General features: G+C 50.2%; 16 protein-coding genes. 10 read left to right on the top strand and 6 right to left on the bottom strand.

Features of this window, described 5'->3' with window-relative positions; genetic code table 11:
- Positions 1–27 precede the first annotated feature (27 nt).
- Positions 28–1,665 carry an O-acetylhomoserine aminocarboxypropyltransferase/cysteine synthase family protein gene (locus HCN83_RS04880; RefSeq protein WP_168005205.1) on the bottom strand — a complete coding sequence of 546 codons (1,638 nt, stop codon included), beginning with the start codon at positions 1,663–1,665 and terminating at the stop codon, positions 28–30.
- Between the two features lie 170 nt (positions 1,666–1,835).
- Here HCN83_RS04880 and HCN83_RS04875 point away from each other — a divergent pair, with 170 nt between their 5' ends.
- Complete coding sequence (locus HCN83_RS04875; protein ID WP_168005204.1) at positions 1,836–2,624, top strand: HAD family hydrolase; 789 nt, start codon at positions 1,836–1,838, stop codon at positions 2,622–2,624.
- Positions 2,625–3,031: 407 nt separating this feature from the next.
- Positions 3,032–3,499, top strand: a complete 468-nt coding sequence (locus tag HCN83_RS04870; RefSeq protein ID WP_168005203.1) for a hypothetical protein — start codon at positions 3,032–3,034, stop codon at positions 3,497–3,499.
- A gap of 13 nt (positions 3,500–3,512) precedes the next feature.
- On the opposite strand, the gene HCN83_RS04865 is transcribed toward HCN83_RS04870, so the two are convergent.
- The gene (locus tag HCN83_RS04865; RefSeq protein ID WP_168005202.1) at positions 3,513–5,765 is read right to left on the bottom strand and encodes a glycoside hydrolase family 65 protein; all 2,253 of its coding nucleotides are present in this window, start codon (positions 5,763–5,765) and stop codon (positions 3,513–3,515) included.
- 174 nt (positions 5,766–5,939) lie between these two features.
- On the opposite strand from HCN83_RS04865, the gene HCN83_RS04860 reads away from it, so the two are divergent.
- The 8 genes from HCN83_RS04860 (at position 5,940) to HCN83_RS04825 (ending at position 15,363) form a co-directional block, all read left to right on the top strand.
- Positions 5,940–7,442, top strand: a complete 1,503-nt coding sequence (locus tag HCN83_RS04860; protein WP_168005201.1) for a sensor histidine kinase — start codon at positions 5,940–5,942, stop codon at positions 7,440–7,442.
- Positions 7,411–8,937, top strand: coding sequence for a response regulator transcription factor (locus HCN83_RS04855; protein WP_168005200.1), 1,527 nt, complete (start codon positions 7,411–7,413; stop codon positions 8,935–8,937). The genes HCN83_RS04860 and HCN83_RS04855 overlap by 32 nt, the downstream gene beginning before the upstream one ends.
- Positions 8,938–9,290: 353 nt before the next feature.
- A complete protein-coding gene (locus HCN83_RS04850) occupies positions 9,291–10,568 on the top strand; it encodes an ABC transporter substrate-binding protein (RefSeq protein WP_168005330.1) in 1,278 nt (425 codons plus the stop codon).
- A gap of 91 nt (positions 10,569–10,659) precedes the next feature.
- Entirely contained in the window at positions 10,660–11,583 is a 924-nt protein-coding gene (locus HCN83_RS04845; RefSeq protein WP_168005199.1) for a carbohydrate ABC transporter permease, read from the top strand.
- Complete coding sequence (locus HCN83_RS04840; protein WP_168005198.1) at positions 11,584–12,408, top strand: carbohydrate ABC transporter permease; 825 nt, start codon at positions 11,584–11,586, stop codon at positions 12,406–12,408.
- 70 nt (positions 12,409–12,478) lie between these two features.
- Positions 12,479–13,024: a phosphatase PAP2 family protein gene (locus HCN83_RS04835; RefSeq protein ID WP_168005197.1), complete on the top strand. Its 546-nt coding sequence runs from the start codon at positions 12,479–12,481 to the stop codon at positions 13,022–13,024.
- Positions 13,025–13,062: 38 nt separating this feature from the next.
- Entirely contained in the window at positions 13,063–13,647 is a 585-nt protein-coding gene (locus tag HCN83_RS04830; RefSeq protein ID WP_168005196.1) for a BCCT family transporter, read from the top strand.
- A gap of 123 nt (positions 13,648–13,770) precedes the next feature.
- A complete protein-coding gene (locus HCN83_RS04825; protein ID WP_168005195.1) occupies positions 13,771–15,363 on the top strand; it encodes a long-chain-fatty-acid--CoA ligase in 1,593 nt (530 codons plus the stop codon).
- Between the two features lie 105 nt (positions 15,364–15,468).
- Here HCN83_RS04825 and HCN83_RS04820 read toward each other — a convergent pair whose 3' ends face one another.
- The 4 genes from HCN83_RS04820 to HCN83_RS04805 form a co-directional block, all read right to left on the bottom strand.
- Positions 15,469–15,669 carry a hypothetical protein gene (locus tag HCN83_RS04820; RefSeq protein ID WP_168005194.1) on the bottom strand — a complete coding sequence of 67 codons (201 nt, stop codon included), beginning with the start codon at positions 15,667–15,669 and terminating at the stop codon, positions 15,469–15,471.
- 19 nt (positions 15,670–15,688) lie between these two features.
- The gene (locus HCN83_RS04815) at positions 15,689–16,624 is read right to left on the bottom strand and encodes an ArsA family ATPase (protein ID WP_168005193.1); all 936 of its coding nucleotides are present in this window, start codon (positions 16,622–16,624) and stop codon (positions 15,689–15,691) included.
- Positions 16,625–16,635: 11 nt separating this feature from the next.
- On the bottom strand, positions 16,636–16,923 hold the full coding sequence (locus tag HCN83_RS04810; RefSeq protein WP_205774502.1) for a cory-CC-star protein: 288 nt from the start codon (positions 16,921–16,923) through the stop codon (positions 16,636–16,638).
- A 135-nt stretch (positions 16,924–17,058) separates the two neighbouring features.
- The gene (locus tag HCN83_RS04805) at positions 17,059–18,792 is read right to left on the bottom strand and encodes a carbon starvation CstA family protein (protein WP_168005191.1); all 1,734 of its coding nucleotides are present in this window, start codon (positions 18,790–18,792) and stop codon (positions 17,059–17,061) included.
- Between the last annotated feature and the right edge of the window lie 58 nt (positions 18,793–18,850).

Below are 18,850 nucleotides of genomic sequence, written 5' to 3'. Positions count from 1 at the left end.
GATTATACAGGAGCGAGGGGGGTTCTGCTATTTCCTGTCGAGAAAGGAAAGCATTTCCGGAGGAAGCTGAGAATTCAGCGTCGACTGCCCTTCGTGAATAATACCTTTTGGCTTCAGCAGTCGAACGGCTTTTTCAAGCAGTTCTTGACTGTTCTCAGGGGCGTACACGTAATCAATCTCCTGCCCCTCCAACTCTTTGAGCGACGTTTCATCGACGGCCCTGCTCACCCTGTAGCCGATGCGCTCCCACTTCTTTGTTGACTGGACAGCCGATGACAGGCTGACCAGGTGCTTACGGCGCGGACCTTCTTCGGTATAAGCGACTGCTGCCCGCACCGCTTCCCCGTAAAGGTCCTCTTCAACCTCCGGCCCTTCTTGTCCGGTGGCCTGGGCAAGGGCATAATCAAGGTCAGCAAACAAATCTTCCACGTCTTCCAGGCCGACAGAAAGTCGAACCATGTCAGGCGTGACGCCGGAACGCTGCTGATCTTCTTCGTTCAGCTGAAGATGCGTCGTTGAGGCCGGATGGATGATCAGGCTTTTGGCGTCCCCGACATTTGCCACGTGAGACCAGAGTGACACGTGACGGATCAGTTCCCTCCCGGCGTCAACACCGCCGTCAATTCCGAAGTTTACAATTCCGCCGTAACCCCCGTCGAGGTACTTGCCTGCCAGATCATGCGCGGGGTGACCTTCCAGTCCCGGATACTTGACCCAGTTGACGGCCGGATGAGATTCCAGTCGTTTTGCCACCGCCAGCGCATTCGCCTGGTGACGCTGCATACGAAGAGACAGAGTTTCCAGTCCCTGCAGTAGCAGGAACGCATTTTGCGGGCTTAACGAGGCTCCGATATCACGTAGCAGCTGCACGCGAAGCTTTAAAATGAAAGCCATGTCACCAAGATCAGAAAAGACAAGTCCGTTGTAACTTTGATCCGGCTCATGAAAATGAGGGAATTTCTCCTTGCTCCACTCAAATCGCCCTCCGTCCACGACGACACCGCCGATCGTCGTTCCATGACCGCCGATCCACTTGGTAGCCGAATGGATCACGATATCTGCACCGTGCTGGAGCGGCCTGCAGACAGCTGGCGATGCGAACGTGCTGTCGACAATAAGCGGAATCCCGTGCTCATGAGCTACATCCGAAATTGTATGGAAATCAAGCACGTGCAGCCCGGGATTACCGATCGTCTCCCCGAAAACAGCTTTCGTGTTGTCCTGAATCGCACCGGCAACTTCATCCGGATTGGTTATATCAACGAACGTTACGTCAATGCCGTACTTTGGAAGCGTCATCGAAAACAAATTATACGTTCCACCGTAAAGGTGGGAAGCCGCTACAATGTGGTCGCCGCTGTGCGCGATGTTCATAATCGTCATCGTAATCGCCGCCATTCCAGATGACAAACCGAGCGCTCCTACCCCGTCCTCCAAAATCGCCATGCGTTTTTCAAATGCATCTACCGTCGGGTTCATAATACGGCTGTAAATATTGCCCGGTTCAGCTAGTGAAAACAACCGCTCTGCATGCTCAGAATCCTCAAACAAATAAGAGGTTGTTTGATAAATCGGCACGGCCCTTGATCCCGTCGCCGGATCCGGCACTTGTCCTGCATGCAGCAGCTGTGTAAACAATCCTTGCTCATCAATTCGTTTTCCCATCAGTTATCGAGCCTCCTGTTATAGAATGACTGTCACTATTTCGATTTCCTGCAGGCGGTCTCCTGCTCTCAGCGGTCAAATATTGTGTAAATTCACATTTTACAGAAAAGGATTCCTTCGCTAAACTAGATGACATCACAATAAAAACAAGATGATAAGGAGATCTGATGATGAAACAAGCCGTTTTTTTTGATTTGGATGACACCATACTATGGGATAAAAAAAGCATTCAGCTGGCATTTGACGAAACGTGCCGGAAAGCGCAGGAATTGTTCCAGGCTGACGCTGCGCAGCTGGAGACAGATGCCCGCCAGGCGGCGAGATCTTTGTATGCAAGCTACGATACATATGCCTTTACGCAGATGATCGGCATTAATCCGTTTGAAGGACTCTGGGGAAAGTTCGAGGATGAAGGCACCGACTTTAAGAAAATGGCTGCGATGATACGTGACTATCAGCTGAGCGTATGGAAAGAAGCACTCGCTGCACAGAACATCCACGAACCGGATGCCGCCAGCGTGTTAGTGGAGACGTTTATCGATGCGCGACGCCGCTCACCGGTTTTGTTTGACGATGCTTTAGATGTTGTCAGGCAGCTTCAGGACCGATTTATTCTCGTCCTGCTGACAAACGGCTCACCTCAGCTGCAGCAGACGAAGCTTGAGATCACGCCGGAAATTGCCCCTCTTTTTGATCATGTTATTATTTCAGGAGAATTTGGAAAGGGAAAACCAGACGTCACTATTTTCGAACATGCCCTGAAAAAATCCGGTACTTCTCCTGAGCAGACGTGGATGGTCGGCGATAATCCAAAAACCGATATACTCGGCGCCAATCGGGCCGGAATCAGGTCCGTCTGGCTGAACCGGGAAGCCGATCAGCTTCCTGAAGGCATCAGCACGGATCATGAAATTAAATCACTGCCGGAGCTGCTTGACCTTCTGCCAATGAGGCCCTGATCATTTAACATGATTAGGAGTTGCAACAGCCCTCCTGTTCAACCGTTAATCTAGATAACAAAAGGAAAAAGGAGCCGCCAGCTGCCGGCTCCTTTTTCAGGCTGTTGATAAAGTCAACTTGTTTACATGATTATTCGATTGATTGTATTTCCCCTCTGTTTACCGAGCCTGCCGTGGGCTTGCCTTAAGCTATTTCTCAGGGTGATCCCTGTATGAAGGGAAGAGAGGCACTTAGGATAGCGCGGCTTCACTCGGACTCAGGCTTCTCACGAGAAGCCTTTAAGACCCGGTCCGGCTCCGCACGCGCTTTTCATGCCGTTCAGGATCGAACGGCTATGAGGCTTCACTCGGACACAGGCTTCTTACAAGAAGCCTTCAAGACCCAGTCCGGCTCCGCTCGTGCGTTGATGCCGTTCGCAGATCTGAACGGCACGGAATCTTCAGGCTGCGCGGCTTCCACTGGCGTCTCCGCCGGACACATCGGGGAAACGGCTCTGCTTCTTGGAAAACAACGTCACACGAGGCAGACGCGACTGCTTTTTTACGTTTATCATGAATTCTGTGAAGGTCTGGCATCCTTATTTAACATCGAAACGTTTCATCGGAAAGATTCTATTCGTAGGGAAGCCGATCGTGCAGTCCTAACCAGGCACGTGAAACGCACTGACAGCTGCCGACATCGAAGGATCTCGACTCCGGGAGGATCACAACGAGGCGAAGATCCGGCGGACAGCAGGAGGGAAAGCCGAGCCCGTTCCCTCCGGAAAGCGAGTGTCCGCAGATACAGGCAGATGCAACGATATTCACTTAAAATGACTATATCCACAATACGGAAAAGGAGCCGGCAGCTGCCGGCTCCTTTTTTTATGTTGTAACCGTTCTTAAGGCTCAGCCCTCGTGCAAAGGTATCTCCTTGAACTCCCCTTCTTTCAGGCTGATCGTGTCCTCATGATGACGGAATGTGAGGGTGCCATCAAGCGCCTCATAACGGACCTTGTCCTTATCAAGGCGGACTTCGAGCAGCGCATTTCTCCAGCGGATCCGGAACGACATCGACTTCCACGCCTTTGGCAGCACCGGCCGGAATAAGAGTCCGCTTGCTTTAATTCGCATGCCTGCAAAGCCATAAACGAGTGCGAGCCATGTGCCTCCCATGTTAGCAAGATGAAGTCCGTCCTTCGTGTTCTGATGCGTATTATCGATATCGAGTCGTGCTGTTTCAATAAAATACCGGTACGCCTTCTCTACGTCTCCATGGCGGGCTGCCATCATACTGAATACGCAGTATGAAAGCGACGAATCATGCGTCGTTACCTTCTCATAATAATCGTATGACCGCTTCATCGTCTCCTCGTCGGCGGTATCCTCCAGCAAAAAATGGGCCAGAACCGTATCTGCTTGTTTACACACTTGATAGCGGTAAAGCGTAAGCGGATGATAGTTCAGCAGCAGCGGAAATTTCTCCTTAGGCGTCGATGCCAAATCCCACACTTTTTTCTGTAAAAACGTATCATCTTGTGCATGAATCCTGAGCTTTTCATCATAAGGAAGATACATGTGTTCTGCTGCTTTTTTCCAAGAAGCAGCTTCCCCCTCTTCCAGCTGCAGCCTGCCGCGAAGCGCTTCGGCATCCTTCTCCTCGAGCAGTTCCCAGCATGCGGCCGCCCAGTTCAGGTTGTACTGGGCCATGGCATTTGTATAAAAGTTATTGTTGACGATACACGTATATTCATCCGGGCCTGTTACATCGTCAATCCGGAACTGGCCGTCCTTCATATGGCCCGTATCCATCCACAGCCTCGCCGTTTCCGTCAGCAGCTCTGTCAGGTAGTCCGTTAAGAAAGCCTGCTCTTCTGTGACGAGATAATACTGGATAAAGCTGTAGGCGATGTCTGCGCTTATGTGATACTGTGCGGTTCCCGCCGGGAAAAAGGCTGAGCACTCTCCACCCGATATCGTACGCCACGGAAACAGAGCTCCCTTCGTATGACCGACTTCTTTGGCTCTTATCTTCGCTGCCTCAAGCAATGAGAATCGATATTTTAACAGCTGACGTGCCGTATCCGGCCGCGTCATAAGGAAGAACGGAAACATATAAATTTCAGTATCCCAGAAATAATGTCCCTCATAGCCTTCTCCGGACAACCCTTTAGCAGGTATGTTGCTGACCGCATCACGTCCTGCCGACTGGAGTAGATGGAACAAATTGAATCGGATGCCCTGCTGCAGGTCGGGATCCCCGTCGATCTCCAGCAGCGAGTCGCTCCAAAATTGTTGAAGATACGCTTCCTGTGCCTCTGCCGTTTCTTCAAACGACGTGCAGGCTTGTAAAAGCTGTGCTGCCTGATTGGTAAGCTGTTCCCCGTGACGGTACGTATCGGTGTAGACGCTCCATCTCGTCAGCACCGTTTTACCTGATGACGTAAACGTGTACGTTTCCTTTGCCCGTCCTGCTTCCGTAGATACCTTCCGCTCCGCAGCCGTACTGAGCGCTGATTTAGCAGAGCAGTGCACAGAAAGGTTGCTTTCATACGTCCGGCACGTTACCGAAAGCATGTCTCCTGCATCTGTCTGCTCGACCGTCAGCCGTTTCGCGTGTCCGCTTGCAACACGCGGATCATCCGGATCAGAAAAGTTTGACACATCTCCGTTAACGACGGTGCTGATTTGAACCGAAGCTTCCCGCTCTGTTTCGATCTCCACTTGCTGCGCAAACAGTTCCTTCATCGTAAATGAAACGAGGCGTCTGAATGTGACTATCGTTTGGCCTGCTTCTTGATCCGTCCAGCTGAGCTTACGGACAGATTGACCCCTCGCCATATCAAGCGTACGCTCCATCTGGACTTCTTCTCCAGCTGCCACCCGCCGTCCGTTTATCGAAATCAGGATCGTCTGACTGTCGATGACATTTAACAGCTTCTGCTGCGTTTCCGGAAATGCGTACAGCTTTTCTCCGTAGGTGATATCCGTAATGTCATGAAAAGCGTTGATATACGTGCCTCTGACAGACTTATTGCTGTGTACGTATCCTTCTTCAAAGTTTCCTCGGATTCCGAGAAATCCGTTGCCGAGAGCGAAAAGACTTTCATTGACGAGTAGCTGTTCTTCCCTGCGGTCATTGTTTACCAGCTGCCAGCTCATAGCACCCATCCTCCATTCATTTGTACGTGGTCATGAAAAGGTTTTCATATACGCATTTTATCAGACTGCTGACATTACGGAAAGCTGTTTTTTCAAAGGTGCTGGGCATCCTTCCTTTTATCCGCTATACAGATTGAAAACGCTTTCGGATTTACCGGAAAGGGGATGAACAGCATGCGTATTCATCAGAAGTTCATGGTGTTTTTTGTGGTGGTGCTATGTGCAATGGGAGCAATCTCGTGGTACTTGTATTCGAGCGGCAAAGCAACCTCGGAGCAGTACGACGATATACTGGACCGGTTTCTCGTCTTAAATGAAATTTCCCAGCACACATCAGAGGCCGGAAGACATTTTGAGCAGTATTTGCTGCTGCAGACAGAACCTCAGCTTGACGCTCTTCGCGAAAGCCAGGAGGCACTGGAGCAGTCCCGAACGCTTTTTACAATAATTATGCCGGAAGAGCACGATTCCTCTTTATATAAAAATTACTACCATATGCTTGCGTATTTCAATCATGAGATGAACGCAGCTGTCATTACACAGCGAAACCAGGAAACAGGCATGCACCTGCTCCACCGGGATGAGGCAGAAAAAGTCGCTTCCTGGTTGAATGATACGACGCTTCAGCTCATAAATGCTGAACTGCATGATTACCACGATATGCACGCAGCAGCACTCGAAGAGCGGGAATCGCAGCTGACGCTTGCCTTGAACGGTGCGGGAATTCTGTTTCTCTCGAGTATCGTATTCACCTATTTCATGTCGAAACGTATTTTACGTCCGGTCCGAAAGCTCATTCATCAGTCGAATGAAATATCTGCCGGAAATTTTACGGTAGAGGATATACAAGTAACGAACGATGAAGTCGGAGTGCTAAGTGCGACCTTTAACCAGATGAAGCATAACCTGCAGCAGCTGATCGGTGAAATGAAAGAAAGAGCCCGTCTCGAACGCATCGTGAAGGACAATGAAATCGAGCAGGTGCAGACACTTCGGCTGCTCAAGGAAATGGAGCTCAAATCTCTTCAGAATCAAATGAATCCGCATTTTCTGTTTAATACGCTGAATACGACAGCGAAGATGGCATACGTCGAAGGCGCCGGCGGTACGAGCAAGCTGATCGTTGCGATCTCCAAGCTTCTGCGGTATAACCTGAAGCCGATTGAATCCAGGGTTACTCTAGCTGAAGAGCTCGAGCACATCCAAAAATACGCTGATATTCAGCGGGCACGATTCGGTGAACGTGTTTCAGTCGAGGTCGACATTCGAACCGATCGCCTCGACCTGCGACTGCCGGTCTTAACGTTGCAGCCGCTCATCGAAAATGCGTTTATACATGGACTCGATCCGCTTGAGGAAGGCGGCAGTATTTATATTACAGCAGAGGACACGGAAATGGGTGTCGCCGTCACCGTGCGCGATACGGGGATCGGCATGAGTGAGGAAGCGGTGGAGCGTGCTGCCTATGCAGACAGCGGCAGCACAGCTCCTAACGGACATTTAACCGGAATCGGACTCGTGAATGTGCAAAAACGACTTCAGCTTTTATTTGATCAGCCTGATTTAGTCTCGATTGAATCGGAGCCGGGTAGTGGAACAGCTGTGACGCTTTTCATCCCGATGGAGCCGAAAGGAGTGATCCGCGATGAAACACCGCATGCTGCTGGTGGAAGATGAACTGCTGGAGCGGCAGGCACTCCGGCAAATGATAGAAAAGCAGTTTCCGCAAATTGAAATCGCCGGTGAAGCGTCATCCGGACGGCAGGCACTCCAGCTCGCTGAGGAGCTGCATCCGGATATCGTCTCGATGGATATCCGCCTTCCCGGCATGGACGGCCTGCAGACAATCGAAGCGATCCGGCAGACACAGCCCCATATCAGTTTTATCATTATGTCCGCTTTCGACACGTTTTCTTATGCTAAAAAAGCGATCTCTCTCGGTGTTCAGCAGTATTTGCTGAAGCCATACGATGAGTCCGAGCTTTATGAGACTCTGCAGGAAGTCACAGCCACACGTGAAAAGGATCGAAAAAGACGTATGGATCATCTGGAGCTTCGAGATCGTCAGGAGCAAGTGCAGCGGCTGGCTGCAACTGAATTCACTGCCTCTGTTGCAGAAGACCGGCTCGAAAAACCGTTTGATGAAGCTCTTTTCGACATTACCGGTGAATCTGCTGTATCCATCTGTGCACTCGTGATCCGCTCCGACTCGATCCGCAGCGTATACGGTCTCGTTCAGCAGGAGGTGTTTGCGACATCACGGGCGTTAAATGGTCCAATGTCTCCTCCCTTTATTACAGTTCTGGTTTATGCCACAGAGCCTGGGGCTGAACCCGGACGCACAGCCCGCGAGCTGTGGGAACGGATCTGCAGGCGGTGCGAGGATGAGCAGCTGGCAGTCCGCGCCGGTATGAGCAGCGTGCAGGCAGACCTCGACTCTGCTCCTTCATCAATTAAAGAAGCGCGACGGAAAGCTTCTTCTGGAAAACGTGATTATGCAATTACAACATCGGTTCCTGCATATGACGACCGGCCGGCGATTCTACCGGAAGAAAAACTTGCTGAATTGTTCAGGCTTGGGAGACTAAAAGAAGCTGAGACGCTGATCGCCGATTTCACGAAGGAATTAAGGGTTTCTGCTTCCACTCCAGTGCCATATTTAATGGAGGAGCTGCTCGTCGTATGCTCGCGCAGCGGCGATCCGGTATTTGCCTGGGACCGTGAACCCGTCCCTGAAGAACCGGCTGAGGCAGCTGATTATCTGGAACGGGTGCTGATGAGCTGGGTGCATGAGCGTGCTATGCAGCTTCAGGAGCTGGAATCAGAGACGGTCCCTGTGTTAATCGACTATCTGCACCGGCATTATATGGAGGACGTAACACTGGAATCTGTTTCAAGCTATGTCCACCTCTCCCCTGCCTATGTGAGCAGGCGCTTCAAGGAGGTGACCGGCTCGACGTTTATCGAACACCTTTCTGCTATCCGAATTGAGAAAGCAAAGGAGCTTCTTGCCGTATCTGCGATGCCGCTCAAGGAAATTTGCTTTGCTGTCGGCTATCACGACCCTAATTACTTCAGTAAAGCATTTCGCCGGCAGACTGGAACGTCTCCGAGAGAATACCGGCAGGAGAAAAAACAACAGCAACTCGTATCTGAACCGGATAAAGACTGAGTCAGAACATAGCACGCACCCGGGCGCTGAAAACAAGGCGTCCGGCTTTTATTTGATGCAGAGAAGAACATGATGAACGTGACGTCCGGATAAGATAATCCCCTATTCCGACAAAAAAATGCTACTGCGCACCGCATTTTTTGTAAACGCTTTCAATTAGGTAAAATATTCACCTGTCTATCTTGTAAATAATCAGAATTTAACAATAATTAAGAGAGTCATTCTGTGTTTAACTAAACGTGGATATACTATTCTTCATTATTTTAAGGGGGTAATGAGCAGTGAAAAAATCTTTGTGGCTCAGCGTTATTTTTGGTTCGCTTGTGTTTACAGCAGCTTGCGGGGGAGAAGAAATGAACTCAATCGACCCGGATGCAGAAGATCCGGCAGATGCTGAAGAAACGAATGAGGGTAACGAAGCGAATGAAGCGAACAACGAAGCCTCAGGAGACGGAGAAGAGCTTGAAATCTTCAGCTGGTGGACGGGAGCTGGTGAGGAAGCCGGACTTCTGGCAATTATTGATTTGTTTGAAGAAGAAAATCCGGATGTTGAAGTTGTGAATGCTGCGGTAGCCGGCGGCGCCGGTACGAATGCGCAGGCCGTTCTCGCAAGCCGGATGCAGGGGAATGATCCTCCCGGAACGTTTCAGATTCACGGCGGCGCTGCGTTAAATACAGGCTGGGTCGAAGCAGGCAGAATGGAGCCCGTGACAGATATTTATGAAGAAGAAGAGTGGATGGATAAGTTCCCGGAAGATCTGATCGACATGGTCACAACGGATGATGAGATTTATTCCGTACCGGTAAACATTCACCGCAGCAACGTCGTCTTTTATAATACCGGAATCTTTGAAGAGCACGGTTTGGAAGCCCCGACGACGTTCGATGAGTTTTATGAGGTAGCCGACGAGCTGGAAGAGGCTGGCGTCACACCGCTTGCGCTCGGTGACAGAGAAAGCTGGACGTCGCTGCACCTGCTGGAAACGGTCATGCTCGGCGTTCTCGGTCCGGAAGGCTACAACGATCTCTGGACGGGAGATCTGGCATTTGATTCGCCGGAATTTGAAGAAGTGATCGATGAATTTGACCGCATGCTCGACTACATCAACGATGATCACGCAGCCCGAAACTGGCAGGATGCTGCTCAGATGGTGGCTGAAGGAGATGCCGCGATGAATATTATGGGCGACTGGGCCGCTGGCTATTTCGCAACGGACTTGGGTCTGGAGCCGAACGAAGACTTCGGCTGGGCTGCAACTCCTGATACAGAAGGCATGTTCATGGTCGTAACCGATAACTTCGGCCTGCCGTCCGGCGTCGACAATCCGGAAACGGTGAAAGACTTCCTCCGCTTCCTCGGATCTGTAGAAGCTCAGGATACGTTCAATCCGCTGAAAGGATCAATTCCTGCTCGTGTGGACGCCGATCCGGAGGAGTATAACGAGTATGGACAGTCTACGATTGAAGATTTCCAGGAAGCCGTTCTGACACCGAGCCTTGCACACAACTCTGCTGCTCCAGCCGGTTTTGTTTCCCAGGCTGATCAGGCGGTCAACGTTTTCGTTTCATCCCGTGACAAAGAACAGGTCATCCAGTCGCTGCAGCAGGCTCAGGACGATAACATCGAGTAGCCGCTGAGAAATTAAGCGGGAGCAGCTTTCCATCCGGGAAAGACGCTCCCGTTTTTCAGGAAAACGTCCGCTGAAGGAGTGTGAATACACAATGAATACAAATCGGGCCGGCTCGGACAGATGGATATCCCTTCTGTTTATCCTCCCTTCTATTATTGCGATTGCGATTTTTGTTTACGGCTTCATCAGCTGGACCGGCTATGTGTCCTTTTCCAACTGGAACACGCTCACTCCGGATTTCTCCTTTGCCGGTCTGCAGAACTATGCGTTTCTTCTCCAGGACTACCGCTTTCAGTCCGGTATGAGAAATACGCTGTTTTTCACTATTTTCTTTATCTTCGGAGTCCTGTTTATGGGCTTTATGCTGGCAACGTTTATCGATTCGAATATTAAACAGGAGTGGTTTTTCCGGAATGTCTTTTTGTTTCCGATGGCCCTTTCCTTTGTTGTAACAGGGGTTGTGTGGCAGTGGCTGCTGAACCCGAGTACCGGTGTGAATATTTTATTTGCGATGCTCGGGTTTGATTCGGTTCCCGCCTGGTATACAAGTACGACGATTGCGTTTGGTTTTCCGGTGGGCTCCATCGAATTTGGTCTGCCGGTAGCCATGCTTTCCGTCGTGATTGCCGCTGTCTGGCAGATGACCGGCTTCTCGCTTGCCATGTATCTTGCCGGTCTGCGTGCCATTCCGGATGAAATTAAAGAAGCCGCGCGCATGGACGGAGCAACGGAATTCCAAATTTACCGGAAAGTCATTTTTCCGATGTTACTTCCAATTACAGTGAGCATTGTCATTATCATGGGGCACATGTCGTTAAAGATTTTTGATTTGATCTATGCGATGACCGGTTCCGGAGCTAACTTCGTAACCGATGTGCCGGGTGTGTATATGTTTGAAACAACGTTCCGCGCAAACTTTTTTGCTAACGGTGCTGCGATTGCGATGATTATGCTTGCGTTGGTAGCCGTTATCATGGTGCCGTACCTCATTTCGGCTAGAAAGGGGGAGTCGTAAATGGTTCTGAAAAGTCCTATTAGTAAATTTCTTGTCTATACAATCTTAATCGTCATGTCGCTGTTCTTTCTAATGCCGATTTACGTCATGATCATTACGAGCTTAAAACCGCTCGATGAAGTGTCACTGACGCAGATGTGGGCACTCCCTACTTCGATTTCCTTTGAGGCTTACGGATACGCGTTTGAACGGCTCGCCCCTAACTTCATGAACACGATTTACCTGGTCGTGCCAGCTACGATTCTGTCAGCGATGCTAGGCTCGTTGAACGGCTACGTGCTGTCAAAATGGAAATTTAAAGGGTCAGACTGGATCTTTACCGCCATTCTTTTCGGCATGTTTATTCCGTACCAGAGTATTTTGATTCCGCTGATTCAATTTTTGCAGGGTGTCGGCCTGTATAATACGATACCTGGTTTAATCCTTGTTCACGTGGTGTACGGTATTCCGATCACGACGCTGATCTTCAGAAACTTTTACGCTTCTATCCCGGGTGATTTAATCGAGGCTGCACGTATTGACGGGGCAGGTTTCCTGAGTATTTACGGCAAAATTATTTTCCCGCTTTCTATCTCAGGCTTCGTCGTCGTCTGCATCTGGCAGTTTACGAACATATGGAATGAGTTTTTATTTGCCGTCAGCATTACGAGCACCGGCTCCCAGCCGATTATGGTCGCTTTACAAAATCTGTCCGGCAGCCAGATTGTACAGTGGAACGTGCAGATGGCAGGTGCTCTCCTTGCTGCACTGCCGACTCTGCTTGTGTATATCTTCGTCGGAAAATACTTTGTCAGAGGACTGCTCGCAGGCTCTGTCAAAGGCTGACAGCCGTTTATAATCAGCTGTTTCAGGGAACCTTCCTACAAAAGCTACTACGCTTCGTTGGAGGGGTTTCATGGAACAGCTTTTTTTATTGGATCGACAACTGCTTGAGCTGTTTAATCAGCAGTGGACTTCTTCCGCTCTGGACCCGTTTATGCGATTCGCTACGCTTGCCAGCGATATTGGATTGATCTGGTATGCTACAGCCCTGCTGCTTATGCTGGTTGTTCGCAGCCGTCGTGCCCTGCTCGCTGGAATCGCAATGATCGCTGCAAATGGTGCTGCTTTTTTGTTTCAGGCACTTATAAACGTGCTTCTCCCCCGCCCGCGTCCTCCACTCGTCGAGGAAGGCATCCGCCTCATCGTAGAGGCACCTGCTTCAAGCTCGTTTCCCTCTGCTCACGCAGCGACCTCGGCTGCAGCCTGTACGGCACTTATTCTTTTTTACCCAAAAGCAGCCTGGATTGCCGTCCCTTTTGCCTTGCTTTTCGCCTATACACGCCTGTACGCAGGCGTTCATTATCCAAGTGATACACTTGCCGGTCTGATCTTCGGTATAGGGATTGGAATCGTTGCTGCGAAACTGGTACAACGGAAAGGCGGAACGACCAGCTTGTGATAAACTGGTTAGGAGACAACTGAATAGAAGGGATGGATGTGTATGAAAGAAAGATTTACGATTGTCTTAAAAGTATCTATTTTCCTGGCTGGGCCTGGTGGATCTCATGGACACCGTTTGTCGGTATGTTTATTGCACGGGTTTCCAGAGGAAGAACGATCCGGGAATTTATTTTCGGAGTGATCCTTGCTCCGAGTCTCGTTACTTTCTTCTGGTTTGCGATGCTTGGCGGTACCGGCATTTACCTGGAGCTGTTCGAAGCAGTCCTGATTTCGGATGAATCACTTGAAACAGCTTTATTCGCCGCTCTTCAGGAGCTTCCGCTTACGACATTCGTATCTGTTGCAGCCATGGCGATCGTGATCATCTTTTTCGTCACCACTGCCGACTCTGCTACGTTTGTGCTTGGCATGCAGTCGACAGGCGGACGTTTAAACCCTCCGCCATCCATTAAGGTGATGTGGGGTGTTATCTTTGTCAGCATCACGTCCATCCTGCTTCTTGTCGGCGGACTCGACGCATTCCAGACAGCGATCGTCGTCCTCGCCCTGCCATTGTCTGTAATCATGATCTTCATGTGCATCGGCATTATGAAAATATTAAACGAGGAAAAACGAGCATAATAAGGTAAAGAAGCTCCTGTTGGCTGGAGCTTCTTTGCTTGCTTCAGCTTGTCTGAATATTCTTGACCTTCTTTATGAAAGCGATTACGATTTTAGTATACATATTCTGGAGGAGGCTCTCTTATGCATGTTCCTTTGCTTTTAACAGATTTTCTTGACCGGGCCGTACGTATTTACGGCCACGAAACCGCCATCATTGACGGGGACGTGACGCTGACTTACAATGACGTCTTTGACCGGGTACAGCAGCTTTCGCACGGGCTGCACGATCTCGGGATTCAAAAGGGGGATCGGACCGCCTATCTGGCTCCTAATTCACATGAGATGTTCGAAGGATTTTACGGGGTATTTCAAACAGGCTCTGTTATGACGCCGCTTAATACAAGGCTGACGCCGGAAGACTACATTTTCATCTTAAACCACAGCGAATCGAAGGTGCTCTTCGTGGATCATACGCTTTACGATACGGTAAAGTCGATCCGGTCCGAGCTCGAGACGGTTCATACGGTTATTGTACACGGATCAGCGCACCCGGAAGACGGAGATCTAGCCTATGAGCAATGGCTGAATACGTATCCGTCTGAGCCGTTTGAGCGCGCGGAACTTGAAGAAAGCGATACGGCAAGCCTCCTCTACACAAGCGGTACGACAGGCAACCCGAAAGGCGTCATGCTGAGTCACCGCAGCAACTATCTGCATGCGCTGACGACAATGCATCATCTTCGTGTGACAGACAAAGATACGCTGCTTCACGTGCTGCCGATGTTTCATGTAAACGGCTGGGGATCACCTTTTTACTACACAGCAAACGGGGCTTGTCAGGTGATGCAGCGGAAAATCGACGCTGACAGCATTCTCGATAACATTCAACAACATCAGGTGACGGTATGCCATATGGCGCCGACAGTGTTAAACATGCTGATCGAGGCCTACACTGAGCGCAGAGGCTCCTATTCCAACCAGCAGAACGTCCGCGTTGTCATCGCAGGCTCTGCTCCCCCTCCAGCTTTCGTGACACGAGTTGAGGAAGACTTGAAGTGGGAATTTATTCAAGTGTACGGCATGACTGAGATCGCACCGCTCGTCACGACCTCCCAGCCGCTCCGCTATCAACAGCAGCATAAGCCAGAGCAGCTTCATCGTATGAAAGCGAAGCAGGGCGTGCCGTTGATCGGTTCTGACGTCCGCGTTGTAAGCGAAGATGGCGAAGAAGTACCCCGCGACGGAAAGATCGTCGGAGAAATCGTCGTGCGTTCTAATAACGTGATGGAAGGCTACTGGCAGAATCCGCAGGCCACTGCGGACACGATCCGCGATGGCTTTCTGCATACCGGGGACATGGCAAACGTTGATGAAGAAGGCTTCATTGAAATCGTGGACCGCAAAAAAGATGTCATTATCAGCGGTGGTGAAAATATCTCCTCCATTGAAGTAGAAGGGTGCCTGTATGATCATCCGGACGTGCTGGAGGCTGCCGTGATCTCTGTCCCCCATGAAAAATGGGGGGAAGTGCCCCATGCAGTAGTAGTACTGCGCGAAGGTGCTTCGGCTGATGAAGAAACGTTGATTGCGTTTTCCAGAGAAAAACTCGCCCATTTTAAAGCTCCAAAAGGGATTACGTTTACCCATGCACTTCCGAAAACGGCTTCCGGTAAAATTCAAAAAGTCCAGATTCGCAAGCCGTTCTGGGAAGGCAAAGACCGATTCATTAATTAACCGCTGTAACGGCATTTCCCTTTTTGACGGAAAGCGCTAACCCGTTAAACACCTTTTCGACACTAGTAAAAGGCTTCAGGACGTCATTTCGTCCTGAAGCCTTTATTAGTGGGGAACCCCGCCGCTTCCAGGCGGCCGTTTGTCCCGGTTTTTTTCAATCATTTCCGTCCTCTTTCGTTCAAACTTCTTCTCTTCTTCCGTTCGCCCATCGTAAGAGGTGTAGTGCTTTTTTTGCTTACGCTGGTCGAGCAGAATTCCCCCGGCAACAAGTGCAATCAGACCGAGCAGTGCTGCAAGTCCTCCCATCGTCCGCTCCTTTCTCCGTTCAGCTTTCCTGTTTTAAGCTGCGGCTGAACAGGTTCAGTTTGTCAAAATCACTGATATCATTCGGCTGAAGCGGAATAATAATCCGCTTTTGCTTCGGGAACGTTTCTTCGATCATGCGTAAATACGTTTCCTCGTGCTTTCTTCGCTCTGCCAAAAAAGCACCGTCTGCCGCTTCCGGCAGCACTTTGTTAACGACCAGGGTATCGACGTGCAGGTCATATTGCTCGAGCAGCACCAGTGCTTTTTTCGTCTCCAGTACCGGCAGACGCTCGGGATTTAAGACGAAGACGAATCCAGTCGTATCCGGATTCAACAGAATCTCCCTGGCCTTCTTAAACCGCTCCTGCCTTTCAAGCAGCACGTCATAAATTGGATCCTCGATCGGTTCGCCGTCATGCAGCAGACGGCTGTAGTTCTCATTCGTTTTCTTTCGCTTTTTCAATAAGCCTTCAATCCAGACTCCCATCAGCTCGGGCAGCGACAGCAGCCGGATTGTATGACCGGTCGGTGCTGTGTCAATGACGAGCCGGTCATAGGATGCACGCTCCTCCAGAATGAGAGAGATCAGCTTGTCAAACATGGCCGCTTCGTCCGCTCCGGGTGACGCCTTGGCGGTATCAAGCTGCCTGTTCACCTCCTCCATCATGCCGCTGTGCACGGTATGACGGATGTTTGAACGGACTGAATCGATGTACCGTTCGGTTTCTTTTTCAGGGTCAATTTCCAGTGCAAACAGATTTTCAGCCACCTTGACGGGAGTACCGCCGATTTCCCTGTCAAAAATATCGCCGGTATTGTGTGCAGGATCTGTGGATACGAGCAGTGTTTTTTGACCTTCTGATGCAGAAAGCAGAGCTAAGGCGGAAGCCGTCGTCGATTTGCCGACACCGCCCTTCCCCCCTACGAATACAATTTCTTTGTCTGTCAAACTCATTGTCCGCCTCCTCAGCAGCAGCGAATTCCATTCAGCGGCGATTTGTCCATCCCCATCCGTAGGTGCCATTCATGAAACTCTTCCAGCATATGCGGGTAAAGCTCCAGCGTGTAGTAATACACCGGATTCGGAATGCCGATCATTTCCGAATAAAGCATCAGCATAAACAGGTCATCTTCATCCCTCAGCTCTCTTGCAATCTCCTGGCGATGATTCAGACTGATGACTTCCTCGTAGTAGCGGATGAGCTTTTTCACACTGTCCAGCACTGGCTCCGCCTCCTTTGATTCTTTATACATTTATTATCGCATACTTTTCCATCCCGCAGGAAATACCAGTACGACAGTTTTCATCATTATGAACATTTATGTTGTCCAGAAATCTGTGCCCTGCAGCAAAAGAGCTGCCTCGCTATTGAGACAGCCCTCCAGTTATTAATCGTTATCCATCGGGTCATTGCCTGTTTTGGCCATAACAGAGAACGCTGTTAGTGCAATCCAAAGTGCGAATACGAAGTTAATCGCCCCGAAGACGAACAGCAGCGTATTGGATCCGTCTGCCCACCAGGCCCACTGGAAGACGACTTGCTGGAACAATGCGTACATCGTCATAAACAGCAGGAATACCATTGGAATGAGCGTGTATATATAGTTTCTGCCTAAACGCTTCAGCCATAGTGAGATGAGCAGCAAACTGATCCCTGCTAACAGCTGATTACTTGTTCCGAACAGCGGCCACAGCAGATACCCTCCGGACCCAAAGCCCTGCGGACCTTCCGGGATCAGAACGAGTGCTGCTGTAGAACCGACAGCAATTGTCGTTGCAACGTGCGTTTTCGTGAGAGCCTGCACCTTATACTCGGTACCGAGCTCTGAGATGATGTAGCGCATCAGACGCACAGACGTATCAAGCGTCGTAGCAGCAAAGCTGACGACGATAATAGACACAATGGTGGTGGCAACCGCCTGAGGAATCATCAGTCCCTGTGCCAGATTTCCGGCACCTTCAACGAAATTACCGAGTCCGATAGCGCCCGCACTTTCAAAGCTGTCATACGCACCGAGGAACTCATCGGCGTTGGCGAACAGCGTGACGACAGCCATGATAGATACAAGGGCGAGAATCCCTTCCCCTACTGCCCCGAAATAGCCGACGAAGCGTGCATCTGTTTCCTTATTCAGCTGCTTCGACGATGTACCGGATGAAACAAGACCGTGGAAGCCGGAGATCGCCCCGCAGGCAATCGTAATGAACAGCAACGGCATCCAGGACGTATCAGCCCCGGGGTTCGTTGCCGGAGCAGTAATTTCCGGATTCGTCAGGAAAAGTCCAAGATAGAGAATGGCCAGACCGACTACTAACTGATGGGAGTTGATAAAATCCCGCGGCTGCAGCAGCTTCCAGACCGGCAGCGTCGAAGCAATATAGACGTAGACGAGCAAAATCAAGATCCAGATAAAAAAGGCAGTTGATACCGCACCAAGACCGAACAGACCTGCTGCTTCCTCGCCGCCCATGTAGCGGACAAGGTCAATTTGCAGAAATTCCGTTCCGCTCGCTACAATAGCGGTTGCGTACATAACAGCCAGCGCCACAAGTGACGGCACAAGCATCTTTACGTTGCGCTTATACACCGCATAGCCGATCCAGATTGCAAGCGGTATTTGTATAAAGACCGGTATAACACTTGCCGGGTATGTAATAAACAGGTTGGCAATCACCCAGGCGAATACAGCGTTGACCATGAGCACGAGAATAAGAATGATAAATAAAAACAAGATCTTCCCTCGCTGGCCGATCAGCTTATTCGCCAGTGTTCCAATCGACTGTCCTTTATTTCGAACAGAGAGAACAAGCGTACCAAAGTCATGTACACCGGCTGCAAACACGGTTCCGAGTACGACCCAGAGCACTGCAGGCAGCCAGCCCCAGTAAACCGCAATGGCTGGACCTAATATTGGTGCAGCACCTGCAACAGAAGTAAAATGATGCCCCCAGAGAACGTATTTATTCGTTGGTACAAAATCGACTCCATCCTTATATTTATGCGCTGGTGTCACATAGTCAGGATCAAGCCGGTAAATACGTTCTGCAATAAACTTTGAATAGAAGCGATAACCGAGCGCAAAGACGATCAGACCGGATACCGCAACCAGAATCGCAGACATAGAACCCCTCCTTTTTGTAAGCGCTTTTATTCATTGCACCACTTCCAAGTTTATCAGA

This window comes from Alkalicoccus luteus (assembly GCF_012034335.1).
GTDB lineage: Bacteria > Bacillota > Bacilli > Bacillales > Salisediminibacteriaceae > Alkalicoccus > Alkalicoccus luteus_A.
This window is presented reverse-complemented; position numbering and strand designations above follow the sequence as displayed.